This is a genomic window from Polaribacter sp. (assembly GCF_049276715.1).
Classification (GTDB): Bacteria; Bacteroidota; Bacteroidia; order Flavobacteriales; family Flavobacteriaceae; genus Polaribacter.
In genome coordinates this window covers 38,459-62,147 of the sequence record NZ_JBASWY010000026.1, presented here as the reverse complement: position 1 = coordinate 62,147, position 23,689 = coordinate 38,459, and the positions used below count along the sequence as shown (strand labels likewise).

The window sequence follows — 23,689 nt, the reverse complement described above, 5'->3', positions numbered from 1 at the left end:
GTTTTCAGTTTTATCAAATCAATTTTATTTGATTGATATCTGAAAAAAACTTCACATAATAGCATTTTTTATCCATAATAATTATCAAATCCTAAAAGAAGTAGCCACCAAAAAATGGGTAAAGACTCCACCCAAAAAGAACAGTAATATTTAGATTGCTCGATTTTAGCTCTCATTAAGAAAATGAGTACCAAGAAAAAGAAAATCATAAATGGCGTTTTTACTTGAACCTGAGTTGCAACTAAATACTCTAAAACCAACGCAAAAACAATCAATATTAACCCTAGCCTTTTGGTCTTTTCTACCCCAATTTTTTTTGGGATAGTTTGTAAAGAAATGGCATCATATTTAACATCTCGAATATCAAAAGGAAGTATAAGTGCTATTGTAATTGCAAACCTTTGCAGCAGCAATAAAAAAACGCTTAAAGAAAATTCTTTTTCTGCATCAACTATAGGCAATAAAACTGTAAAACCTGCCCAAACTAAGGCTACAACAATTATTTTTAAATAACTTATTTCCCGTAAATTTTTATGAAATCCACTTAAAAAAGGAATTGCATATAACAACGTTAGAATATGAAATGGAATTGAAAAAAGTAGTGTTTTAATAGAAAGTAGAAAAGCAAAATAACACATAGCAATAAAACATAAAAGTGAAAATATTTGAATAATTTTCAAGTCGTTTGTTAAACTTCTATGATGCAATTTGGCAACACCTGCAAATTTCACAAAATTGTATCCTGTAATGGTTGCAAAAAAAATAAAATAATTTAGATTCTGGTTATAGGAAATTTCCAAATAAATTTCTGTAATTCTTAAAAAGGAATACACTGCTAAACCAACATGAATACTAGCATTGATGTAGAAATCAAATATCATCTTAAATAATCTCATGTTACAAAAGTAAAGCTAATGTTGATAACATTTTAATTTGGTTAATAATTAACAGATTTTTATCAAACTTAATGCAATTAAGAATCTCGTAAAAGCCTTATTTTTGTCCCTTTAAAAATCAATAGGTTCAAAAAGCCTTTAAAAGCTCTCTAAATCGATTGAAATATACCTAAATAAAACTTTATTTAATGAATACAAATTCGTTTCAACTAAGACATGTTGGTCCCAATAAAAAGGAGCAAGAAAAAATGTTAAAAACCATTAAAGCTGATAGTTTAGAACAATTAATTTCTGAGACTGTGCCTGAGAATATTCGTTTAAAAAACGATTTGGACTTAGAGCCTGCCATGAGCGAATACGAATATTTGGCGCATATAAAAGAGCTGTCAGAAAAAAACAAAGTATTCAAAAGCTATATAGGTTTGGGATATCATGAGGCCATTGTTCCAAGTGTAATTCAACGTAATATTTTAGAAAATCCTGGTTGGTATACAGCTTACACGCCTTACCAAGCAGAAATTGCACAAGGACGTTTAGAAGCATTGTTAAATTACCAAACCATGATTTGTGATTTAACAGGAATGGAATTAGCAAATGCATCGCTTTTAGACGAGAGTACTGCAGCTGCTGAAGCTATGGCTTTACTTTTTGATGTTAGAGAAAGAGATCAAAAGAAAAATGAGGTAAACAAATTTTTTGTTTCCGAAGAAATTTTACCACAAACTTTATCTGTTTTACAAACTCGCTCTATACCAATTGGTATTGAGCTAGTTGTTGGCAACCACGAAGAATTCGATTTTTCTGATGATTTTTATGGAGCCATTTTACAATATCCTGGAAAACATGGCCAAGTTTTCGATTACACAGATTTTGTTGCAAAAGCAAATGAAAAGAATATAAAAGTAGCTGTTGCTGCAGATATTTTATCTTTGGTAAAATTAAAAGCACCAGGCGAATTTGGAGTTGATGTTGTGGTTGGAACCTCACAACGTTTTGGAATTCCTTTAGGTTATGGAGGCCCACATGCAGCTTTTTTTGCAACAAAAGAAGCCTATAAAAGAAGTATTCCTGGACGTATTATTGGAGTTACCAAAGACATGAATGGAAACAGAGCCTTAAGAATGGCTTTACAAACAAGAGAGCAACATATTAAGCGTGAAAAAGCAACTTCTAATATTTGTACAGCTCAAGTTTTATTGGCAGTTATGGCTGGGATGTATGCTGTTTACCATGGTAAAGACGGAATTCAATTTATAGCAGATTCAGTTCACAACAAAACAAAATTAGTTGCAGATTATTTAGAAAAAGCAGGTTTTAAGCAATTAAACTCTTCTTATTTTGATACTCTTTTAGTAGAAATTGATAGTGTTCGATTAAAACCAGTGGCAGAATCTTTTGAAGTAAATTTTAATTATATTGATGATAATCATGTTTCGATTTCAATAAACGAAGCAACTACTCAAAAAGATTTAATGAAATTGTTCACCATTCTTGGGCAATTAAAAAAGAGGCCAAATCCTATTAAAGAAGAAAATTACGACAGTTTCTCACAAATATTAACCCAAGAACCTTTTCATTCAGATTTTGAAGTAATTTCAGAAAATGTAAAAAGAAACACCACTTTTTTAGAAAACGAAATTTTTAATACGTACCAATCTGAAACAGATATGATGCGTTATATTAAAAAACTAGAGCGCAAAGATTTGGCTTTGAATCATTCTATGATTTCTTTAGGGTCTTGTACAATGAAACTAAATGCAGCTTCAGAAATGTTGCCTTTAAGCAATCCTCAATGGGGTAATATTCATCCTTTTGTGCCTTTAAATCAAGCACAAGGTTATCAAGAAGTTTTAAAAAAATTAGAACATCAACTAAATATTGTTACAGGTTTTGCTGGTACTTCTTTACAACCAAATTCGGGTGCACAAGGTGAGTTTGCTGGTTTAATGACTATTAGAGCATATCATTTGGCAAATGGAGATGCTCATAGAGATATTTGTATTATTCCTGCTTCTGCACATGGTACAAATCCTGCATCAGCAGTTATGGCTGGAATGAAAGTGATTGTTACAAAAACGGCAGAAAACGGAAATATAGATATTGATGATTTAAGAGAAAAAGCAGAATTGCATTCAGATAATTTAGCTGCTTTAATGGTTACGTATCCATCAACTCATGGCGTTTTTGAAAGCGAAATTCAAGAAATTACGCAAATAATTCATACCCATGGAGGACAAGTTTATATGGATGGTGCCAACATGAATGCACAAGTTGGTTTAACAAACCCTGCAACCATTGGTGCAGATGTTTGTCATTTAAACTTGCACAAAACCTTTGCAATTCCTCATGGAGGAGGTGGTCCTGGAGTGGGTCCTATTTGTGTTGCGCCACAATTAGTACCTTTTTTACCTACAAATCCTATTATTAAAACTGGTGGAGAAAATGCAATTACAGCAATTTCTGCAGCTCCTTGGGGTTCTGCATTAGCGTGTTTAATATCTTATGGATATATTACCATGCTTGGTTTTAGAGGATTGACAAATGCTACAAAAATGGCAATTTTAAATGCGAATTACATTAAAGGTCGTTTACAAGGACATTATGAAACTTTATATACAGGAGAAAAAGGACGTGCAGCACACGAAATGATTATTGATTGTAGAGATTTTAAAAATAACGGAATTGAAGTAGTTGATATCGCAAAGCGTTTGATGGATTATGGTTTTCATGCTCCAACAGTTTCTTTTCCTGTAGCTGGAACTATGATGATAGAACCTACTGAATCTGAAAGTTTGGCAGAATTGGATCGTTTTTGCGATGCGATGATTTCTATTAAAAAAGAAATTGATGCAGCTTCTAAAGATGATGAAAACAATCCTTTAAAAAATGCGCCACATACACAAGCAATGTTAACTGCAGATGATTGGACTTTTCCTTACACCAGAAAACAAGCTGCTTTTCCTTTGGATTATATTGCTGACAACAAATTTTGGCCAACTGTTAGAAGAGTTGATGATGCTTATGGAGACAGAAATTTAATTTGTTCTTGTAACCCAATAGAAGATTATATGTAAAACACGTAGTGTTTTTAAATATTTTTAAAACCGTTTCTTTTTTGAAACGGTTTTTTTGTTTATAACTATGAGGGTTTTTCCTCTTGATTTTCTAAATTAAAAAACCGAACTTCGCTAACTACGAATATAAAACATTGAAACGTTGCATATTCGTGTTAACGTTAGCAAATTTTAAAAAAATCGCCTAAAAAACTTCATATAAACAAGTTATAATAACACCTTTATTGGTTTCTAATGGCAGAGATAAAAGTTCTTTTTCATATTTCACATTAAAATTAAAAGGAAATTTTAAAATATCTACTCCACTTTGTTTTTTAAGTCTGATTCCTTGTCCTGAAATGATATCTTTATTTGGTATAAAGTTTCGTTTTGGTAGATGTTCTGTTAAAATAATATATTTAAAATCAGCTAATTTATTTACAACACTTTGTACTTCTGCATTCGATAAATGTTGCAAAACTTGTCTTAAAATTACACAATCTGCTTTTGGCAACCTATCTTTTGCAATGTCTAAACATCGAAATTCTAAATTTTCTGCTTTAAATTTTTCTTTATTGTAAGCAATTAAGTTTTCTACAATATCAACAGCAACAAAGTTTTTGGTATGGATAAAAAGTCGTTTGCCAATATTAAAATCACCACAGCCTAAATCTACAACTGTAATTGGTTCTGCAAACGAAGTTAAAAATTCTTGGACTACCTTTATATAAGGCTCAACCAATTCTGGATAATGAGAACCAGAACCCGAATAAAAATCATCGGAGTTACCTCCCCATAATTTTTGCTCGTAAATCTGCTCCATCGCCTTTTTTGTTGGCCAAGGTTTTTTTAAAGTCTTTTTTTGATTCATTTAAAAGTTTTCAATGATTCTATTATAATTATTATCTTAATAAAAAAGTTGTCCTTTTATCATCATAAAAAAACTCCAACAATTGCTTGTTGGAGTTTCTATTTTTTAAAAAATCAAAGAAATTAGTCTTTCTTAAATTTTGCATATTTGTTTTTAAATTTATCAATACGTCCTGCTGTATCAATTAATTTAGATTTACCAGTGTAAAATGGATGAGATGTTCTAGAAATCTCTAATTTTACTAAAGGATACTCAACACCATCCACTTCTAAAGTTTCTTTAGTGTCTACAGTAGAACGTGTTAAAAATACATCTTCATTAGACATGTCTTTAAAAGCTACCATTCTATAATTTTCTGGATGAATTCCTTTTTTCATTTTATAATATTTTAATACTTTAATGTTATGTTTGCAAAGTAAAATTGGTAAGGCTTTACTTTATCTCTAAAATAATGACTATTACTATTTTGAGGATGCAAATTTAACGATATTTTTTAATTAACAAATAAATAAGTTGCTTTTATTTGTTACAATTAAATTTTAGTACAAAAAATATAATTATATTCAACATATTAAGCCTACGCAAGCGTTAAAGAACTATAAAAATAAAGAACAATGAAGAAAATTGCACTTTTTATAACCCTAATCACATTTTTTCTAATTACTAGTTGTACGAACGATTACAAATTTACGCTAGAGTTATCAAAAAAATCAACTTTAAATGCTGATGTGAACGTTACTATAAAAGAAGAAAACAATAATGCTTTTGAAAAAGTTCAGTTTTTTGTAAATGGTAAAGAAATAACTTCTACTGGAAATTCTGTATCACTAAAAACAAACGATTTTGGAGTGGGTAAACATGTAGTTTCTGCGCTCGTTTTTTATCTTGATAAAACAAAAAAAATAAACAACTCTTTTGAGGTTTTGGCAGACACAGCTCCTTCAATTTACGGCTTCGAAATTATAAATTCGTATCCTCATGATACAAAAGCCTACACACAAGGTTTGGAATATTATAATGGTTTTTTGTATGAAACTACAGGCAGAAGAGGACAGTCATCCTTAAGAAAAGTAGAAATTTCGACAGGTAAAGTGTTGCAAAAAATAGATTTAGATAAACAATATTTTGGTGAGGGAATAACCATTTTAAACAACAAAATTTACTGGTTAACTTGGCAAGCAAAAAAAGGTTTTGTGTATAATTTAGAAACTTTTGAATTGGAAAAAGAATTCAATTACAACAAAAGTAAAGAAGGTTGGGGATTTACAAATAATGGATCAGAATTAATAAAGTCTGATGGAACCAATAAAATTTGGTTTTTAGACCCAGAAACTTTAGAAGAAAAAAGAGCCATACAAGCTTATACTCATGATAGAGCTTTAACTCAGTTAAATGAGTTAGAATTAATAGATGGTAAATTGTATGCAAACTATTATCAAAAACCAATTATCGCTATTATAAACCCTAAAAATGGAGTTGTAGAAGGCTTGATAAACTTAAAAGGTTTAGAAGATGAAATGAAGAAAACGCAAAAATTAGTAAACCAAGATGAAGTTTTAAATGGTATTGCTTATGATAAAGAAAATGACAGAATGTTTGTTACAGGTAAGAATTGGGGAAAATTATTTGAAATCAAATTGATAAAAAAATAATAAACCAACCAATTTAAAGTTCTATTTTTATACAAAATTGACATATGCGTTATTTTATTACCTTTTTAGTTTGTGTTACTCTTATTTCTGTAAGCTCTTGTAGAAAAGATTTCTCTACAATTCCTAGTTTTGGTAGTTTAGAATTCTCTAAAGACACCGTTTTTTTAGATACCGTTTTTACAAACATTGGTTCTGCAACTTATAATTTAAAAGTGTATAACAGAGGCAATAATGCCATTACAATTCCTAGAATTTCTTTAGAAAATGGAACCTCATCTAATTACAGATTAAATGTGGATGGAATTCCTGGTAAAGAATTTAATGATATAGATATCCTTGCAAAAGACAGTATTTTCGTTTTTGTAGAAACCACCATCGATTTTAATTCGGTTACAAATCCTTTATACACAGACAGAATTTTGTTTGATACAGGAACTAATCAGCAAGATGTAGATTTGGTAACTTTAGTACAAGATGCCCATTTTATTTTTCCTGGTAAAGACCCAATTACTATGAAAATTGATAGTTTAACTTTTGATGGACAACCAACTACAATAAAAGGGCGATTTTTAACGGATGCTGAGCTCACAATTACCAATACAAAACCTACTGTAATTTACGGTTATGCAGCAGTTGCAGCCAACAAAACTTTAAATATAAATGCGGGTGCAAAAATTTATTTTCACAACAATTCTGGTTTAATTATAGACGATAAAGCAACTTTAAAAGTAAATGGAACTTTAAGCGAAAAAGTAGTTTTTGAAGGTGATAGATTAGAAAATGGTTTTAGTAAAGTTCCTGGTCAATGGGGAACTATTTGGATGCGTGCAGGAAGTAAAGAAAACGAAATTTATCATGCACAAATTAAAAACGGAATTATTGGTATTTTAGTTGATAGTATTGGGGCTGGTTCTAATCCAACTTTAAAACTTCAAAATACCGAAATTTACAATCATTCTAACTTTGGTATTTTAGCAAGAGAAACTAACATTGAAGCTCATAACATTGTTGTAGGCTCAGCAGGTCAAGCCTCTTTAGCTGCCACTGTTGGTGGTACTTACAACTTTACGCACAGTACTTTTGCCAATTTTTGGAATAACGGAATTAGACAATTACCAGCAGTTTTAGTAAATAATTTCTTTGTTTATAATGATGTTAATAGTAACGAAATTACAGAAACTAGAGAGTTAAAAGCAGCAAATTTTACCAATTGTATTTTTGATGGAAACAATAATATTGAGTTTCTGTTAGACAAAGTAAATGGTAGTAACTTTAATTACAACATTAGCAATTGTATAATTTCATTTACTGATAGCAGCAATTCTTTTGATGGTGTTTTAGAAGTAGATTTTAATAACAATCCAAACTATCAAAATAATATTATAAATGGTATTACTGATTTTAGAAATACCCAAAACGAAGATTTTATTATTGGAGAGAATTCTGAAGCTGTAAATAAAGCAAAAGCAACTTCTTTTTCACAAGATATTTTAGGTGTTGATAGAACTACAAATCCAGATATTGGAGCTTATCAACATATTATTTTTAATTAATTTATTTGTGGTAAAAGACTAAGTATATATTCTTATAAATCAATAGGACATTTTCATATTATTAATAAGTGTCAGTTCGAGTAATTTTGAGGAACGAAAAATTGTATCGAGAACTATTTACAAGCTAAAATTCTTATTCTCGGTACAAATTTTACTCATTTCAATTGTAAAATTCACTCGAAATGACAACATAATATCAAAATATTCAACAGATTTTAATATCTATTTTTTATAAACAACGCCATCTTTCATTACAAAAACAACGTTTTCCATTGTAGCAATATTTTTGGTAGGGTCATCATTTACAGCAATTATATCAGCAAAAAAACCTTTGGAAATTTGCCCAATCTCGTTTTCCATTTTTAATAACATCGCATTTGTAATGGTTGCAGATTGTATACTCTCCATTACTGGCATTCCAGCTTCTACCATAAAACCAAATTCTTTTCCATTATTTCCATGAGCAAAAACTCCAGCATCTGTTCCGAATGCAATTCCTACTCCTTTTTTATAAGCTTTGGCAAAAGTGCCTTGAATTTGTGGCCCAACAGCCAATGCTTTTGGCACTACAATATCTGGGTAAAAACCTGCTATTTTTGCTTTCTCTTCTACTTCTTTTCCTGCAGTGATTGTTGGCACTAAATAAGCATCATATTTCTTCATAAGCTCCATAGTTTCATCGCTCATATAAGTTCCATGTTCAATCGTTTTTACACCACCTATAATGGCTCTTTGCATTCCTTCATCTCCATGTGCATGAGCAGCTACGTGCATTCCATAATCTTTGGCAGTTTCACAAATTGCTTTTATTTCTTCGATGGTAAACTGAGGATTATCACCAGATTTTGCGACACTTAAAACACCTCCAGTAGCCGTAATTTTTATACAATCTGCTCCATTTTTATAACGTTGTCTCACTGCTTTTTTTGCATCATCTAAAGAATTTACAACACCTTCTTTTGGACCAGGATTTCCGATTAATTTTCTACTACTTCCATTTGTAGGATCTGCATGACCACCTGTTGTGGCCAAAGATTTACCAGCAGTAAAAACTCTGGGCCCAGGAATTTTACCTGCATTAATTGCATTTCTAATGGAAATATTTACACCTGTTCCACCTAAATCTCTAACTGTTGTAAAACCATTTAATAAGGTAGTTTTCGCAAAACCTACAGAATTAAAAGCCACATCAGCTTCATTTAAAATAAAACTCTCCAACCTTGTTCTTGCAGAAAATTCTTGTTCTATATGCACATGAAAGTCAATCAAACCTGGCATTACAACTTTATCTCTTAAATCGATTAAAGCCCCTCCTTTTGGCATTATATAACCATCCATAACATCCACAATTTTATTTTCTTTTACCAAAATTGTTTTTTCAGTTTGCACTGTTCCAGATTTTGTATCCACTAATTTTCCACACAAAATATAGGTGGTTTGTGCTATTGTATTCTGCATAAAAATAAATGCTATAAATAGAAATGCTAATTTTTTCATTTGTTTGATTTTATTTCTTAAATGTATGAAAATTTGAGTAGATTGCTGCTGTAAAAATTTTAATTTTAAATGAAAAATATTGTAATTACAGGCACAAGTAGAGGAATTGGTTTTGAATTGGCAAAATTGTTTGCAGATAAAGGACATCATGTTTTGGCTATTTCTAGAAATACCAAACCTTTAGAATCTGTAAATCATAAAAATATTAAAATAATTTCTGTTGATATTTCTAAGGTTTCTGATTTAGAAAAAGTGACGATCTTCATCAAAAACAATTGGAAAAAAGTAGATATTTTGATTAACAATGCAGGTAAATTAATTAACAAACCTTTTACAGATTTAACTTCTAATGATTTTTTAGAAGTATATAAAGTAAATGTTTTTGGAGTTGCAGAATTGACAAAAAATTTAATCCCGTTTTTACAAAAAGGAAGCCATGTGGTTACAATTAGTTCTATGGGTGGTATTCAAGGAAGTATGAAATTTCCTGGTTTAGCAGCATATTCATCAGCAAAAGGAGCTGTTATTACCTTGTCAGAATTATTGGCGGAAGAATATAAAGAACAGCAAATTGCCTTTAACGTTTTGGCAATTGGAGCTGTGCAAACAGAAATGTTAGAAGAAGCTTTTCCTGACTATAAAGCACCTTTATCTGCAATAGAAATGGCAAACTATATTTATGATTTCTCTATTACTGGAAATAAATTTTACAATGGAAAGGTTTTACAGGTTTCATCTACAACACCTTAAAATAGTAGGCAAAACGTCAGTCTTCAGTTGGCAATAAAAAAATATTATTAGAAGGTAAATTATTAAATTGAATTCAGATTATCAAAATTTCGTTCCAATTAAAGCAATTCCTTTTGTTCAGTTTTTAATTGATGTACATTCTTTCGATTTAAAAATAGTAAATCAAAGACAAACAAAACATGGTGATTTTAGAAAATTACCCAATGGACGATTTCAAATTACGGTAAATAATAACTTGAATAAACACCAGTTTTTATTGACTTTAGTTCATGAAATTGCACATCATGTTACACATCAAAAATTTGGGAGAGTTCAACCTCATGGAAAAGAGTGGAAAACAGTTTTTCAACATTTAATGTTGCCTTTTTTACAGCCAGAAATTTATCCTAAAGAAATGCTTTCTTATTTAGCAAACTATTTAAAAAATCCAAAAGCAAGCACAGATGCTGATACGAAATTATCATTGGCTTTAAAAAATGGGGAAGCAGATGATGGAAAATGTTTTGTTTTTGCAATCCCTATTGGCTCTCTTTTTGTTTTTAAAAATAGCGTTTACAAAAGAGGTTATAAACGAAGAACCAGAATAGAGTGTTTACAAATGAGTACCAAAAAAAAATACTTATTCAATCAAAATGCAGAAGTTAAATTATATGAATAATTTAACTTCTGCATTTTGATATGCCTTTAAAAACCTACCTTTCTCTTCTAATAAATAAAGTATCTAATTGCAACTCTTTTTGAAGCCAATTTCTTAGTTCTCGTTCTTTAGGTTTAATGATGCTATCTGTTAATTTTAAGTTCCATTTTATAGTAACTGTAGGTAAAGTATCTATTTTTATAAAATCTTTCGAGTTTAAAATATTTGCAAAACTTATTTCTTGTATATCAAAATATCTTATTTTAGATTCTTTTGCAACCTTGCTAAATGCAATCACTTTTTGATTTTTATTTAATGCATCTTGCTCAATTCTATTATTTAGAGAACTTATTGTTTGTTCTAAATCTGCAATTTGTTTCTGTAAGCCAGAAATAATATTTCTGCTATTTTGCAATTCTTCACGCTTTTCCTTATAGGCAGTAGAAATCATTTCAAAACTTTTTGTATCACTTCCTTTAATGACCAAGTTCATATCAACCAAATTAGGATATACTTTCGTGTTCGATAGTTCGTTTTTTAGATCGTTTTCTGTAGCTTCGGTTATTTCTGTAAAGAAACTTAAAAATATTTCTTTATTATCTTTTATATATTCCCAATCAATAAGCTGTAAAGATTTGTTGCTTTTAATTTCATTTTTTATAAAACTATTAATCTGAGAATTAATTTGATTTTCTTTAAATGCATTTATAAAAGTAAAAATAGCAGGTATCATAACTGCTATTCCAATAACAGTTGCAATTGTTGCGTAACGCTTTCTTTTAGCCGCATTTGCATATTTAAACATTGGAAAACGCAACAGTTTTAAAACCAAAAATGTTGCTAAAGCTATAAAAATTGTATTAATTGTAAACAAATACATAGCTCCTAAAAAATAAGTAAAATTACCTTTTGCCAAACCATAACCTGCTGTACATAATGGAGGCATTAATGCTGTTGCTATGGCAACTCCAAAAATTACAGACGCTATTGTGCCTTTTTTAGTTCTTGCAACCATTAGAGCCAAACCACCAAAAAAAGCAATTAAAACATCTCGAATATCTGGACTAACCCTACCCAATAACTCTGAATTATCTTCACTTAAAGGAAAGAAATAAAAGAATAGAAAAGAGGCAAACAAACTTAAGCCAATCATTATGCCCAAGTTTTTAAGAGATTTTTTAAAAGTTTCTATATCATTTATTGCAAAAGACATACCAATACCTAAAATTGGTCCCATAAGTGGAGAAATTAACATGGCTCCAATAACAACCGCGGTTGAATTTGCATTTAAACCAATTGAGGCTACAAAAACTGCGAATATTAAAATCCAAGCAGTGGCTCCTTTAAAAGAAATATCTGCTTTTATTGCGCTAATAGTTGCTTCATGATCGGTATCATCTCTAAAGTCAAATAAATCTAAAATAAATCTTTTGATGCCAGAAATTAATCCTTGTGCATCTTGTTTAATATTTTCCTTAGAACTTTGTTGACCATCAGAAGTATGAGGCTTTATATTTTTTTGAATGTCTTCTTCCATTATTGAGATTTAACAATTGTGAAAGATACAAAAAATTGACATTTAAAAAAGAATTACACTCTATTGAAGGTATATTTTATCTATCTCCAATTTAAATTTTTCGTTCCTTTTATTTCCGATTAAAATTCTAACCTCTTCTATAAAATTTGATGAAAAATTATCCATTTCTAACTTTCGTCCTCTAAATGTAGGATACATTTCAGATAAGTTAATTTCTATATTCTGCCAAGAGGTGTCCGTAAAAAAATCTTTTACATACGAATAATAGTTCTTTTTTTTGTCCTTAATTCTAAACTGGTATTTTTTTCCATCACCTTTTACTCTTAAAATAATTTTGGAAAATTGTTTTATTTCTATTTTATCAAAATTGTAGCTTAACGAAGAAAATCCTCCGTTATTTTCTAAAGATACTTCACCATAAAAAACACCATTTCCTTTGTCATTCAGAGAGAAATTTCCAATAGATTCTCCTCCCATAACAACATCATCGACAACCTTCCAAGAGGATATATTAGAAACTTTAGTAAAATCGAAAATAATAGTGTCAGAAATATTCATAAAAATTAAAATAAGGAATGAATAACACATTTTGTTTATGAATTAAAAATTATCATGAAACAAAATTAATCAATTTAGGACTTAAGAAGTTATTAAAACCAAAAAACTCTGCAAAATTTGCAGAGTTTTTATTTGTGACCGGGCTGGGGCTCGAACCCAGGACCCTCTCATTAAAAGTGAGATGCTCTGCCAGCTGAGCTACCAGGTCTTTGTTTTTAGCGGGTGCAAATATAGGAGTTTATTTAGAAAAAACAAACCATTTTTTATTAAGTTTCATTTAAATAAGCTTCTCTCACTTTTTTAAATAAATTTGAAGAATAAACAAAATCGACAACTGCCTCATTATCAGTTTTAAATATTTCATCATTGCCTCCTTCCCATGCTTTTATTCCATTTTTTAGAAATAATATTTTTTCACCAATTTCCATCACAGAATTCATGTCATGTGTATTTATGACTGTTGTTATTTTATACTCTTTGGTTATTTCTAGAATCAAATTATCTATAACTGTGGCTGTTTGCGGATCTAAACCAGAGTTTGGCTCATCACAAAAAAGATATTTAGGGTTCATGACTATGGCTCTTGCTATGGCAACTCTTTTTTGCATACCGCCAGATAATTCTGCAGGAAGTTTCTTGTTAGAATTTTTTAAATTTACTCTGTCCAAAACAAAATTCACTCTTTCTAACATTTCCTTTTGAGATTTTTTAGTAAACATTTTCAAAGGAAACATTACATTCTCTTCTACAGTTTGCGAATCAAAAAGAGCTCCTCCTTGAAAAACCATGCCTATTTCTTGTCTCCAAAGTCTTTTTTCTTCGATGGTAAAATTTGTATTAATTCTACCATCAAAAGAAATTGTACCTTTTTCTGGTGTGTAAAGCCCTATCAAAGATTTTAAAAAAACTGTTTTTCCAGATCCACTTTGTCCAATAATTAAACTTGTTTCTCCTGGATGAAAAGTAGTAGAAATACCTTTCAAAACTTCTACATCCCCAAAACCTTTATGTAAATTTATTACCTCTATCATTTAAGTTAACAACATTTGAGTTAAAAAATAATTGGCTATTACTATCAATATTGTTGTCCAAACCACAGACTGTGTACTTGCTTTTCCAACTGCTATCGAACCACCTTTTACATAATACCCATGATAAGATGGCACAGTAGCTATTAAAAAGGCAAAAACCAATGTTTTAATGATTGAATATACAAGTAAAAAAGGCTTAAAATCGGTTTGTAAACCTGTTATATAATCTACACCACTAAATAAACCAGACAATACGCCTGCTAACCAGCCTCCAAAAATGCCTAGAAACATTCCTAGTGTTATTAAAAAAGGATAAAAGAAAACTGTTGCTAAAACTTTTGGAAATACTAGATGGTTTAAGGAATTTATTCCCATAACCTCTAATGCATCTATTTGTTCTGTAACTCTCATTGTACCTATGCTAGACGTAATATAAGAACCTACTTTACCTGCTAAAATAATAGAACAAAAAGTTGGCGCAAATTCTAATATTATAGATCTTTTAGCAGCAAAACCGATTAACGATTTTGGAATAAAAGGACTTTCTAAGTTTAACGCAGTTTGCAGCGCAATTACACCTCCAATAAAAAAGGAAATAAACATAATAATACCCAAAGATTTTAAGCCTAGCTCTTCAATCTCCTTTATCAAAGTATCGTAAAAAACTCTTGATTTTTGAGGCTTTTTAAAAACCTGCTTGAGCATTAAAAAATATTTTCCAATGTGCTCTATGTAATTCATAGAATAAATTTTATGCTAAATTAAGAAATAACATTTACACAATATAAAATAACTGTCATCAAAGTAAAAATTAATTACTTTTGATGTGTCTATAAATATAAAATCTTATGAAAAAAATCATCCTTTTATTATCTGCTTCTTTTCTACTTTTTTTAGGGTTTAGACCTATAGAAAAAATAGAAAGCAAACCAAAATTGGTAATTGGAATCGTAATTGATCAAATGAGGTATGATTATTTAACCAGATTTTATGATAGATACTCAGAGAATGGATTTAAAAAACTACTTAAAAATGGCTTCTCATTAGAAAATGCTCAATATAATTACATCCCTACATACACAGCAGTGGGTCATGCTTCAATTTATACAGGTACAACACCAGATAATCATGGAATAATTTCTAATAATTGGTATGATAAATTCTTAAAAAAATCCATTTATTGTGTGGATGATTCTAATTATAAAACTGTAGGAAATAATTCGAGTGAAGGTGAAAAATCACCTTTTAGAATGTGTACAACTACCATAACAGATCAGCTACGTTTAGCGCAAAACATGAGAAGTAAAACAATTGGAATTGCCATAAAAGATAGGTCTTCTATATTACCTGTTGGGCACACTGCAAACGCAGCTTATTGGTTTGATGGCAAAGACAATGGGCAATGGATTTCTTCTTCTTTTTATATGGATGAATTGCCTAAATGGGCTACTAATTTTAACAACTCTGGTAAAGCGAATGAATATTTAAATTCTTCTTGGAATACTTTGTATGAATTAAAAACATACTCAAATAGCTTGGTTGATGATAATATTTTTGAAGGTAAATTTAAAGGAGAATTAACGCCAACATTTCCACATGATATACCAACTTTAAGAGAAAAAAATGGAAATTTTGATATTCTAAAAGCAATTCCATCTGGTAATTCTTTTACTGCAGATTTTGCAAAAGCAGCTATTTTAGGAGAAAATTTAGGAAAAAGTAACGAAACCGATTTTTTAGCAATTAGTTTTTCATCAACAGATTATGTAGGGCATCAATTTGGACCCAATTCTATTGAAATTGAAGATACTTATTTACGTTTAGACAAAGATCTAGCAGATTTACTAACTTTTTTAGACAAAGAAATAGGTGAAGATAAATATACCATTTTTCTTACTGCAGATCATGCTGCTGTGGAAGTTCCATCATATTTACAATCTTTAAAAATTCCTGCACATTACTTAGATATTAGAAAGTTAAAAGATTCTCTTTCATCAATCACCAAAAAATATTTTAATTCAGAAGAATTGATTGAAAATGTGTCTAATTATCAGATATTTTTAGATAAGGAAAAAATTGAATCCTTAGGGTTAGATAAAAATACAGTAGCAGAAAAACTGGTTGATGAAGTTGTAAACTTAGAAGGAATCTACAAAGCAGTTACTGCGAAAACTTTACAAACTACAAGATTTACAGATGGTATTTTAAATTCCTTGCAAAATGGTTATAATCAAAAATTATCGGGAGATGTAATGCTAATTCCTTATCCAGCAACTTTAACGCAAGGAAGAACAGGAACCTCTCATGGTTCTGCATATTCTTACGATACCCACATACCTATTATTTTTTACGGAAATGGCATTAAACAAGGAGTATCAAAAAAACGCTATAATATTATAGATATAGCTCCAACAATTTCTAACTTGTTAAAAATTGAAACCCCAAATTCTACAACAGGAATAATTATTGAAGAAGTTTTAAAGTAAAAACTAATTTGATTAAAGTTACTTTTAATGATGAGAAAAGCATTTTAAAAAGCTAGTTAAACTCTAAAGTTAGATATTTCTTGATGCTTTCTAATGGCTTTTTTTGCTAAAATAATTCCGATAATTAAGGATAAAATTGCTCCAATAATCATTCCAGGAATAAAATTAATGAACAAAAAGAAATCATAAGCACCATGAAAAATAGTAGCTATTAATAAACCTAACAGATTCAATTTTATTCTATTATTAGAAAACTTTGCCTTTCCCATAAAATAGCCCATTAAAATCCCGAAAGTTGCATGTGCAGGTACTGCAGTAAAAGCTCTCATGATTCCTGTACCAGCTCCAAAATGAAAAACATATAATAAGTTTTCTGAAGCTGCAAAACCCATAGAAATCATTACTGCATAAACAATACCATCAAAAGGCTCATTAAATTCATTATTCTTTTGAGCGTAATATTTTACAATGATATATTTTGAAAACTCTTCTACCAAAGCAACCACAAAAAATGCTTTCACAAACTGCTGAATAACACTTTGTTGCTCTGTTATTGGAAATAAAAAATCTCCTAAAACACCTAAAACCAAAGTAATTAATACGCTAACAAATGCACCTAGTAAAAAATTTTTTAACAAAAAACCTATAGGCTCCTTTTCGAACTTATCTTTTACATAAATAAAGATAATTACTACTAATATTGGAAAAACTGCAATGAATAATAAGCTCATATTTTAAGCAATTTTCATAGTTGCTTTTGGAAGAAAAATTTCAGCCATCATGCATCGTGCACTTCCACCACCACAAGTTTCTATAGTAGTTAAAGAACTAGAAATAATTTTACAGTGATTATTAATTTTTGCTTTTTGGCTAACCGTTAAACAATCGAAAGCAGCTTGACTCATCACTAAAAAAAGCTCGTCGTTTCTACCCTTTACCTGCAGCATATTTCCTGCAAAATTGGTTATTTGTTGTTCTGTAACTTCTATAACTTGTTTTTTATCTTCTTTTAAATGTTTTAAAACATTTTTACGTTCTTGTTTATCATCTATAGAGTCCAAACAAATTACTGCAAATGTTTCTGCAATACACATCATTACATTTGTATGATAAATTGCTTCTCTTGAACCGTTTACGGTTTGGTTGGCTGTAAAAATAACTGGTGTATATTCAAAATCCTCGCAAAATTCGATAAACAATTCTTCATCTGCTCTTGGAGATAATGCACAATATGCTTTTTTGTTTTCTCGATCTAAAATCATACTTCCTGTTCCCTCTAAGAAAACCCCATCTTCTTCTGCAGATGTATAATCTACAATATTTTCTATTAAAAAACCTTTATTTTCTATTGCTTCTAAAATGTCTTCTCGCCTTTCTAAACGTCTGTTTTCTGCAAACATAGGGTACATAGCAACTGTGCCATCTGCATGAAAAGAAATCCAATTATTTGGGAAAATTGAATCTGGAGTATCAAATTCCTCTGTATCAGAAATTACAACAACATATATTCCAAAAGATTCTAAAACAGCCACGTAATCATCAAATTCTTGTTGTGCTTTTTTATTGATTTCAGAGTTTCTTAAATCGATATCTTCTTGATAATAATTATTTACGGCTGTTTGTTCGTTCATCCTGAAATTTATAGGACGAATCATTAAAATAGTATTTGTAGTTTGTTGCATTTTTAATTATTGAGAACTGCAAAATTATGCTTTTTTTTTGATTGCTATAATTAGTTCGTCTTTAAAATAGATTCGTTCGTTTCTGTTTGATAAAAACTTTAAGTTTGTTTTGTTCTAAAATAAAAAATTAAACCAATATAATAAAGTAAGTTTTAATCTCGAATTAAGGGCATTGTAGAGCAGCGCAGCAAACCCTCTTGTTTGGCTATTTCTGCATAAGGAACTTCTTCAACAGTAAAACCTTTTTCTCTTAACCAAACATTTAATCTTATAAAGTTTTTTTCTGATATAATTACTTCTTCAGAAATGGAAAAAACGTTGCTAAACATATTATACATTTCATCTTTCGTAATTTCGAATACATTTTCTTTTCCGAAAAAATTTAAAAGCCATTCATATTCAGATTCTATTAAAAATCCGTTTTTATGTAAAATAGCTTTGTCTTTTCCTATTGGCTGAAAGCAACAGTCCAAATGCAATGCATTTTCTTTTGCATTAGTATTGTGTTTTCTTAACTCAAAAGATTTTACAATTTTATGAGGAAAGAGTTTTTGAAGTTCTTCCACAGCTTCCATATTTGTACGAGCTGTAATAAAATCTGGATAATCATTACCTGAATATGTACCCACAAAAATGAAATTGTTCCAAGGCATTACATCTCCACCTTCTACATGACATTTTTCTGGCAAATGGATTATTTTATCTTTAGAAATGTTATCAAGAACATGTTGTATTGCCAAATATTCTTTTTCTCTATCTGGTAAAATGTTGGCTTTAATAAATTTATCATCAATAACAAACGCAATATCTCTTGCAAAAATTTGATTGTAGTTTTCAAGTACTTTGGGTCTAAAAACTTGAACATCATACTTTTCAAAAATTTTTACGACTTCATCCATTTCAGAAATCATATCCTCTTCTTTTGGATAGGTCCCAGCCAAAACATGTTGTAAACTTTTAGGATCGTAGCAATCTTCTGGTTTTGGAACTGGCCCAATACTTTTTGCAGTTCCTAAAACGACTGCTCTTAATCTGGAAGTTTCATTTTTAATATTTAATTGTATCATATTAAGAGCGCTAAAAAAAGCTTCATAAAATTATGAAGCTTTTATTTTTATACAAAAATACTATTTTTATCTTTTATCTATACTTACAAATGGTCTTTTAGTTTCTCCTACATAAATTTGACGTGGTCTACCAATTGGTTCTTTTGCCAATCTCATTTCTCTCCATTGTGCAATCCAACCTGGTAAACGTCCTAAAGCAAACATTACAGTAAACATATCTACAGGTATTCCCATAGCTCTGTAAATAATTCCTGAATAAAAATCTACATTAGGATATAATTTCCTTTCTACAAAATAAGGATCGTTTAAAGCTTCTTGTTCCAAACCTTTTGCAATTGCTAAAATTGGGTCTTCAACACCTAAATCATTTAAAACTTCATCTGCAGCTTTTTTAATAATTTTTGCTCTTGGATCAAAATTCTTGTATACTCTATGGCCAAAACCCATCAATCTAAAAGGATCGTCTTTATCTTTGGCTTTTGCCATGTATTTTTTAGTATCACCACCATCTGCTTTAATTGCTTCTAACATTTCTAAAACAGCTTGATTTGCTCCTCCATGAAGTGGACCCCAAAGAGCTGAGATCCCTGCAGATAAAGATGCAAATAATCCTGCATGAGAAGAACCCGCAATTCTAACTGTAGATGTAGAACAGTTTTGCTCATGATCTGCATGTAAAATTAATAACTTATTTAAAGCACTTACAACAATATCATTAGTTACAAATTCTTTGTTAGGTTGTTTAAACATCATTTTATACATGTTTTCTACATACCCTAAACTACAATCTCCATAATCTAAAGGTAAACCTTGCTTTTTACGCATTGTCCATGCCACTAATACAGGAAACTTACCTAGTATCTTAACAATTGCTTTGTACATTTCTTCTTCAGAATTAACATTTACAGAAGAAGGGTTAAATGCTGTTAATGCCGAAGTTAATGAAGATATAACACCCATTGGATGTGCAGATTTTGGAAAAGCATCTACAATTTTTCTAACATCTTCATCTAAAATAGACTGCTCACAAATATCTTGCTTAAACTTTTTTAGTTGTTCAGAAGTTGGTAAATTACCAAAAATTAAAGCGTAAGAAACTTCTAAAAAACCTGCTTCTTCTGCTAATTCTTCAATAGGATATCCTCTATATCTTAAAATACCTTTTTCTCCATCTAAAAAAGTAATAGCACTTTCGCAAGAACCCGTGTTTTTAAAACCTGGATCTATGGTAATAATACTATCTGTTTCAGTTCTAAGGTTTTTTATATCAATGGCAATTTCATTTTCAGTTCCTTTAATTAAAGGAAATTCGTACGATTTATTTCCAATTTGCAATTTAGCTACATCTGACATTTACAGTAATTTTATTTATGAATTATATTATTACGAAGATACCAATTTTTACAGTATATTAAAAGAGCTTCTTCATAGATTTTGGATATAAAAAAATAAGAGCATCTTATTTAACAGTTCTTTAATAATAAAAGCATCACAAAAAATTGTGAAGAATATAAATTTATAATTTTTACTAAATATTTATTTATAAAAGAATAAAAAAAAGCCCCACAAAAAATTGTGAGGCTTAATAATTTACTAATCTTTTAAATTATATTTTAAAAGCTTTTTCTTGAGGAAAATAAGCTATTTCTCCTAATTCTTCTTCTATTCTTAATAGTTGGTTGTATTTGGCCATTCTGTCCGAACGTGAAGCAGAACCTGTTTTAATTTGACCACAATTTAAAGCTACTGCTAAATCTGCAATGGTATTGTCTTCTGTTTCTCCAGATCTATGAGACATTACAGAAGTATAACCTGCATTTTTAGCCATATTTACAGCAGCAATTGTTTCTGTTAAAGTACCTATTTGGTTTACTTTAATTAAAATAGAATTCGCGATTCCATTTTTAATACCTCTAGATAAACGCTCTACGTTGGTAACAAATAAATCATCACCCACTAATTGAACTTTATCACCAATTTTATCGGTTAAATATTTCCAACCTTCCCAATCGTTTTCATCCATACCATCTTCAATAGAAATAATTGGATATTTAGCAGCTAATTCTGCTAAATAGTCAGCTTGCTCTTGGCTAGTTCTTACTTTACCAGTTTCACCTTCAAATTTTGAATAATCGTATTTACCATTTACATAAAATTCTGCAGCTGCACAATCTAACGCAATTTTAACCTCGTCACCAAAAGAATAACCTGCATTTTTAACTGCTAAAGCAATTGTTTCTAAAGCATCTTCTGTACCTCCAGCTAAATTCGGCGCAAAACCACCTTCATCTCCAACAGCTGTAGATAAATTTCTGTCGTGTAAAACTTTCTTTAAATTATGAAAAATTTCAGAACCCATTTTCATAGCTTCTGTAAAAGTTTTAGCTTTTACAGGCATTACCATAAATTCTTGAAATGCTATTGGAGCATCTGAATGTGAACCACCATTGATAATATTCATCATTGGTAATGGAAGCGTATTAGCAGAAACACCACCCACATATCTATATAAAGGCATTCCTAATTCGTTTGCAGCCGCTTTTGCTACAGCCAAAGAAACTCCTAAAATTGCATTTGCACCTAAGTTGGATTTATTTGGAGTTCCATCTAAATCGATCATTAATTTATCGATTGTATTTTGTTCGAAAACTGAAACACCTAAAAGTTCTTCTGCAAGAATGGTATTAACATTCTCCACAGCTTTTAAAACCCCTTTACCCATGTAAGCTTTACCTCCATCTCTAAGTTCAACAGCTTCGTGTTCCCCTGTAGAAGCTCCAGATGGAACTGCGGCTCTACCTAAAATTCCACTTTCTGTAGTAACATCTACTTCTACTGTTGGGTTACCTCTTGAATCAAATATTTGACGTGCGTGAACACTAATTATAATACTCATTGTATATAGTTTGTTTAATTAATTAAATTTTAACTAATTGCTAAATTACAAAATGTAATAACCATTTAATAATTTGCATCGTAAAAATTACGAAAACGTTATCTAAAAATAATACTTTAGGCAACAAAAAAACCCACTCAGAAAACTGAGTGGGAAAATTGCTATGAAAAAGAAATGTGATTTTTCAATCACGCTATAAATGTATGATAAATTATTTATTCAAACTATAAAAAAGTTAGATAGTTTAAAATTATAGTTTATTTAACTTAATTTTACGATAATACTTTACTATTCTCTTTAATCATTGAGATAAACTGATCAAATAAATATTCAGAATCATGAGGTCCAGGGCTTGCTTCTGGATGATATTGCACCGAAAATATATTTTTATTTTTTATACGAATCCCTGCTACTGTTTGATCATTTAAATGAACATGGGTAATTTCTACATTTTCATTTTCTTCTGTTTCTTTTTTATTGATTGCAAAACCATGATTTTGGGATGTAATTTCACCTTTTCCTGTTAACAAATTCTTTACAGGATGGTTAATTCCTCTATGTCCATTGTGCATTTTATAGGTTGATATTCCTTGTGATAAAGCAATAACTTGATGCCCTAAGCAAATACCAAATAAAGGCAAATCTCTTTTAATAATCTCTTTCGCAACTTCTTGCGCTTCCATTAAAGGCTCTGGATCTCCAGGACCATTTGAAATAAAATATCCATCAGGACTAAAAGAAGCTAAATCTTCAAACTTAGAATTGTAAGGAAACACTTTTACATAGGCTCCTCTTTTTACTAAATTCCTTAAAATATTTTTTTTGATCCCAATATCTAAGGCAGATATTTTTAATACAGAATTCTCATCTCCAACAAAATAAGGTTCTTTTGTAGAAACCTTTGAAGCCAATTCTAAACCTTCCATGCTTGGCACCTCTGTAAGTTGTTTTTTTAAGGCATCAATATTATTTATATCTGTAGAAATAATTGCATTCATTGCTCCATTATCTCTAATGTAAGAGACCAATGCTCTTGTATCTACATCAGAAATTGCGACTAAATTATGTTTTATAAACCAGTCTTTTAAATTTCCATCAGAATCTACTCTAGAATGTGTAAAACTAAAATTTCTACAAATTAAGCCAGAAATTTTAATTCCATCTGATTCTACTTCTTCATCATTTACTCCATAATTTCCAATATGAGCATTTGTTGCCACCATTAATTGACCATAGTAAGATGGGTCTGTAAAAATTTCTTGATAACCAGTCATACCAGTATTAAAACAAATTTCTCCTGTCGCTGTTCCTTCGATTCCAACAGATTTTCCATAGAAAATAGTTCCATCTGCTAATAATACTAGTGCTTTTTTTCTTTGTTGATATTTCATTGTATTATGATAAGTTTTTTATTGATAAACAAAGTTTTACAAAAATAAGGATTCTTGTCATTTTAAAAGTTATAGAGTTATCAGATTTTATTGACAATAAAAAAGGGATAAACGTAAACGCTTATCCCTTTT

The 23,689-nt window shown here is 30.0% G+C and carries 20 protein-coding genes and 1 tRNA gene; 6 read left to right on the top strand and 15 right to left on the bottom strand.

The features are described 5' to 3' along the window. Positions 1 to 68: 68 nt before the first annotated feature. The gene (locus WAO74_RS07050; protein ID WP_422160732.1) at positions 69 to 881 is read right to left on the bottom strand and encodes a hypothetical protein; all 813 of its coding nucleotides are present in this window, start codon (positions 879 to 881) and stop codon (positions 69 to 71) included. A 203-nt stretch (positions 882 to 1,084) separates the two neighbouring features. Between WAO74_RS07050 and gcvP the strand changes: the two genes are divergently transcribed. After that, positions 1,085 to 3,970 carry an aminomethyl-transferring glycine dehydrogenase gene (gene gcvP / locus WAO74_RS07045; RefSeq protein WP_422160730.1) on the top strand — a complete coding sequence of 962 codons (2,886 nt, stop codon included), beginning with the start codon at positions 1,085 to 1,087 and terminating at the stop codon, positions 3,968 to 3,970. A gap of 184 nt (positions 3,971 to 4,154) precedes the next feature. On the opposite strand, the gene WAO74_RS07040 is transcribed toward gcvP, so the two are convergent. Together WAO74_RS07040 and WAO74_RS07035 are read right to left on the bottom strand one after the other, a co-directional pair. After that, positions 4,155 to 4,820, bottom strand: a complete 666-nt coding sequence (locus WAO74_RS07040) for a class I SAM-dependent methyltransferase (protein WP_422160729.1) — start codon at positions 4,818 to 4,820, stop codon at positions 4,155 to 4,157. 122 nt (positions 4,821 to 4,942) lie between these two features. Continuing rightward, the gene (locus tag WAO74_RS07035; RefSeq protein WP_422160727.1) at positions 4,943 to 5,197 is read right to left on the bottom strand and encodes a type B 50S ribosomal protein L31; all 255 of its coding nucleotides are present in this window, start codon (positions 5,195 to 5,197) and stop codon (positions 4,943 to 4,945) included. Positions 5,198 to 5,434: 237 nt separating this feature from the next. Between WAO74_RS07035 and WAO74_RS07030 the strand changes: the two genes are divergently transcribed. Both WAO74_RS07030 and WAO74_RS07025 read left to right on the top strand, forming a co-directional pair. Beyond that, positions 5,435 to 6,472, top strand: a complete 1,038-nt coding sequence (locus WAO74_RS07030) for a glutaminyl-peptide cyclotransferase (RefSeq protein ID WP_422160725.1) — start codon at positions 5,435 to 5,437, stop codon at positions 6,470 to 6,472. 44 nt (positions 6,473 to 6,516) lie between these two features. Beyond that, complete coding sequence (locus WAO74_RS07025; RefSeq protein ID WP_422160724.1) at positions 6,517 to 8,025, top strand: hypothetical protein; 1,509 nt, start codon at positions 6,517 to 6,519, stop codon at positions 8,023 to 8,025. A gap of 222 nt (positions 8,026 to 8,247) precedes the next feature. Here the strand turns inward: WAO74_RS07025 and WAO74_RS07020 are convergent, their stop codons facing one another. After that, positions 8,248 to 9,522 carry an amidohydrolase family protein gene (locus WAO74_RS07020; RefSeq protein WP_422160722.1) on the bottom strand — a complete coding sequence of 425 codons (1,275 nt, stop codon included), beginning with the start codon at positions 9,520 to 9,522 and terminating at the stop codon, positions 8,248 to 8,250. Between the two features lie 69 nt (positions 9,523 to 9,591). On the opposite strand from WAO74_RS07020, the gene WAO74_RS07015 reads away from it, so the two are divergent. Both WAO74_RS07015 and WAO74_RS07010 read left to right on the top strand, forming a co-directional pair. Next, positions 9,592 to 10,272: an SDR family NAD(P)-dependent oxidoreductase gene (locus WAO74_RS07015; protein WP_422160720.1), complete on the top strand. Its 681-nt coding sequence runs from the start codon at positions 9,592 to 9,594 to the stop codon at positions 10,270 to 10,272. A gap of 67 nt (positions 10,273 to 10,339) precedes the next feature. Next, the gene (locus WAO74_RS07010; RefSeq protein WP_422160718.1) at positions 10,340 to 10,930 is read left to right on the top strand and encodes a SprT-like domain-containing protein; all 591 of its coding nucleotides are present in this window, start codon (positions 10,340 to 10,342) and stop codon (positions 10,928 to 10,930) included. Positions 10,931 to 10,964: 34 nt separating this feature from the next. Here the strand turns inward: WAO74_RS07010 and WAO74_RS07005 are convergent, their stop codons facing one another. The 5 genes from WAO74_RS07005 to WAO74_RS06985 form a co-directional block, all read right to left on the bottom strand. Next, on the bottom strand, positions 10,965 to 12,446 hold the full coding sequence (locus WAO74_RS07005; RefSeq protein ID WP_422160716.1) for a DUF389 domain-containing protein: 1,482 nt from the start codon (positions 12,444 to 12,446) through the stop codon (positions 10,965 to 10,967). 60 nt (positions 12,447 to 12,506) lie between these two features. Then, positions 12,507 to 13,004 (bottom strand): CIA30 family protein, encoded by a 498-nt coding sequence (locus WAO74_RS07000; protein ID WP_422160714.1) that lies wholly within the window; start codon positions 13,002 to 13,004, stop codon positions 12,507 to 12,509. Positions 13,005 to 13,139: 135 nt separating this feature from the next. After that, positions 13,140 to 13,212: transfer RNA gene (locus WAO74_RS06995), tRNA-Lys, on the bottom strand. A 58-nt stretch (positions 13,213 to 13,270) separates the two neighbouring features. Continuing rightward, positions 13,271 to 14,035, bottom strand: coding sequence for an ABC transporter ATP-binding protein (locus WAO74_RS06990; RefSeq protein ID WP_422160713.1), 765 nt, complete (start codon positions 14,033 to 14,035; stop codon positions 13,271 to 13,273). Then, complete coding sequence (locus tag WAO74_RS06985) at positions 14,036 to 14,776, bottom strand: MlaE family ABC transporter permease (RefSeq protein WP_422160711.1); 741 nt, start codon at positions 14,774 to 14,776, stop codon at positions 14,036 to 14,038. It lies immediately after the preceding gene. Positions 14,777 to 14,883: 107 nt separating this feature from the next. Here WAO74_RS06985 and pafA point away from each other — a divergent pair, with 107 nt between their 5' ends. Further along, positions 14,884 to 16,521, top strand: coding sequence for an alkaline phosphatase PafA (gene pafA / locus WAO74_RS06980; RefSeq protein ID WP_422160709.1), 1,638 nt, complete (start codon positions 14,884 to 14,886; stop codon positions 16,519 to 16,521). A 56-nt stretch (positions 16,522 to 16,577) separates the two neighbouring features. Here the strand turns inward: pafA and WAO74_RS06975 are convergent, their stop codons facing one another. The 6 genes from WAO74_RS06975 to carA all read right to left on the bottom strand — a co-directional run bounded on the left by WAO74_RS06975 (position 16,578) and on the right by carA (position 23,557). Next, positions 16,578 to 17,252 (bottom strand): PrsW family intramembrane metalloprotease, encoded by a 675-nt coding sequence (locus WAO74_RS06975; protein WP_422160707.1) that lies wholly within the window; start codon positions 17,250 to 17,252, stop codon positions 16,578 to 16,580. A 3-nt stretch (positions 17,253 to 17,255) separates the two neighbouring features. After that, a complete protein-coding gene (gene ctlX / locus WAO74_RS06970) occupies positions 17,256 to 18,203 on the bottom strand; it encodes a citrulline utilization hydrolase CtlX (RefSeq protein ID WP_422160705.1) in 948 nt (315 codons plus the stop codon). 152 nt (positions 18,204 to 18,355) lie between these two features. After that, positions 18,356 to 19,270 (bottom strand): dimethylarginine dimethylaminohydrolase family protein, encoded by a 915-nt coding sequence (locus WAO74_RS06965; protein ID WP_422160704.1) that lies wholly within the window; start codon positions 19,268 to 19,270, stop codon positions 18,356 to 18,358. 66 nt (positions 19,271 to 19,336) lie between these two features. Beyond that, positions 19,337 to 20,623, bottom strand: a complete 1,287-nt coding sequence (locus WAO74_RS06960; protein ID WP_422160702.1) for a citrate synthase — start codon at positions 20,621 to 20,623, stop codon at positions 19,337 to 19,339. A 253-nt stretch (positions 20,624 to 20,876) separates the two neighbouring features. Continuing rightward, positions 20,877 to 22,166, bottom strand: coding sequence for a phosphopyruvate hydratase (eno, locus tag WAO74_RS06955; RefSeq protein WP_422160700.1), 1,290 nt, complete (start codon positions 22,164 to 22,166; stop codon positions 20,877 to 20,879). Positions 22,167 to 22,438: 272 nt separating this feature from the next. Then, on the bottom strand, positions 22,439 to 23,557 hold the full coding sequence (gene carA, locus WAO74_RS06950; RefSeq protein WP_422160698.1) for a glutamine-hydrolyzing carbamoyl-phosphate synthase small subunit: 1,119 nt from the start codon (positions 23,555 to 23,557) through the stop codon (positions 22,439 to 22,441). Between the last annotated feature and the right edge of the window lie 132 nt (positions 23,558 to 23,689).

Coding starts and splice junctions, on each gene's coding strand:
- gcvP (WP_422160730.1), top strand. CDS start 1,085: ATGAATACAAATTCGTTTCAACTAAGACATGTTGGTCCCAATAAAAAG.
- WAO74_RS07000 (WP_422160714.1), bottom strand. CDS start 13,004: ATGAATATTTCTGACACTATTATTTTCGATTTTACTAAAGTTTCTAAT.
- carA (WP_422160698.1), bottom strand. CDS start 23,557: ATGAAATATCAACAAAGAAAAAAAGCACTAGTATTATTAGCAGATGGA.
- WAO74_RS07035 (WP_422160727.1), bottom strand. CDS start 5,197: ATGAAAAAAGGAATTCATCCAGAAAATTATAGAATGGTAGCTTTTAAA.
- WAO74_RS07025 (WP_422160724.1), top strand. CDS start 6,517: ATGCGTTATTTTATTACCTTTTTAGTTTGTGTTACTCTTATTTCTGTA.
- WAO74_RS07050 (WP_422160732.1), bottom strand. CDS start 881: ATGATATTTGATTTCTACATCAATGCTAGTATTCATGTTGGTTTAGCA.
- WAO74_RS07020 (WP_422160722.1), bottom strand. CDS start 9,522: ATGAAAAAATTAGCATTTCTATTTATAGCATTTATTTTTATGCAGAAT.
- WAO74_RS06990 (WP_422160713.1), bottom strand. CDS start 14,035: ATGATAGAGGTAATAAATTTACATAAAGGTTTTGGGGATGTAGAAGTT.
- eno (WP_422160700.1), bottom strand. CDS start 22,166: ATGAGTATTATAATTAGTGTTCACGCACGTCAAATATTTGATTCAAGA.
- ctlX (WP_422160705.1), bottom strand. CDS start 18,203: ATGCAACAAACTACAAATACTATTTTAATGATTCGTCCTATAAATTTC.
- WAO74_RS06965 (WP_422160704.1), bottom strand. CDS start 19,270: ATGATACAATTAAATATTAAAAATGAAACTTCCAGATTAAGAGCAGTC.
- WAO74_RS06960 (WP_422160702.1), bottom strand. CDS start 20,623: ATGTCAGATGTAGCTAAATTGCAAATTGGAAATAAATCGTACGAATTT.
- WAO74_RS07030 (WP_422160725.1), top strand. CDS start 5,435: ATGAAGAAAATTGCACTTTTTATAACCCTAATCACATTTTTTCTAATT.
- WAO74_RS07040 (WP_422160729.1), bottom strand. CDS start 4,820: ATGAATCAAAAAAAGACTTTAAAAAAACCTTGGCCAACAAAAAAGGCG.
- WAO74_RS07005 (WP_422160716.1), bottom strand. CDS start 12,446: ATGGAAGAAGACATTCAAAAAAATATAAAGCCTCATACTTCTGATGGT.
- WAO74_RS06985 (WP_422160711.1), bottom strand. CDS start 14,776: ATGAATTACATAGAGCACATTGGAAAATATTTTTTAATGCTCAAGCAG.
- WAO74_RS06975 (WP_422160707.1), bottom strand. CDS start 17,252: ATGAGCTTATTATTCATTGCAGTTTTTCCAATATTAGTAGTAATTATC.
- pafA (WP_422160709.1), top strand. CDS start 14,884: ATGAAAAAAATCATCCTTTTATTATCTGCTTCTTTTCTACTTTTTTTA.
- WAO74_RS07015 (WP_422160720.1), top strand. CDS start 9,592: ATGAAAAATATTGTAATTACAGGCACAAGTAGAGGAATTGGTTTTGAA.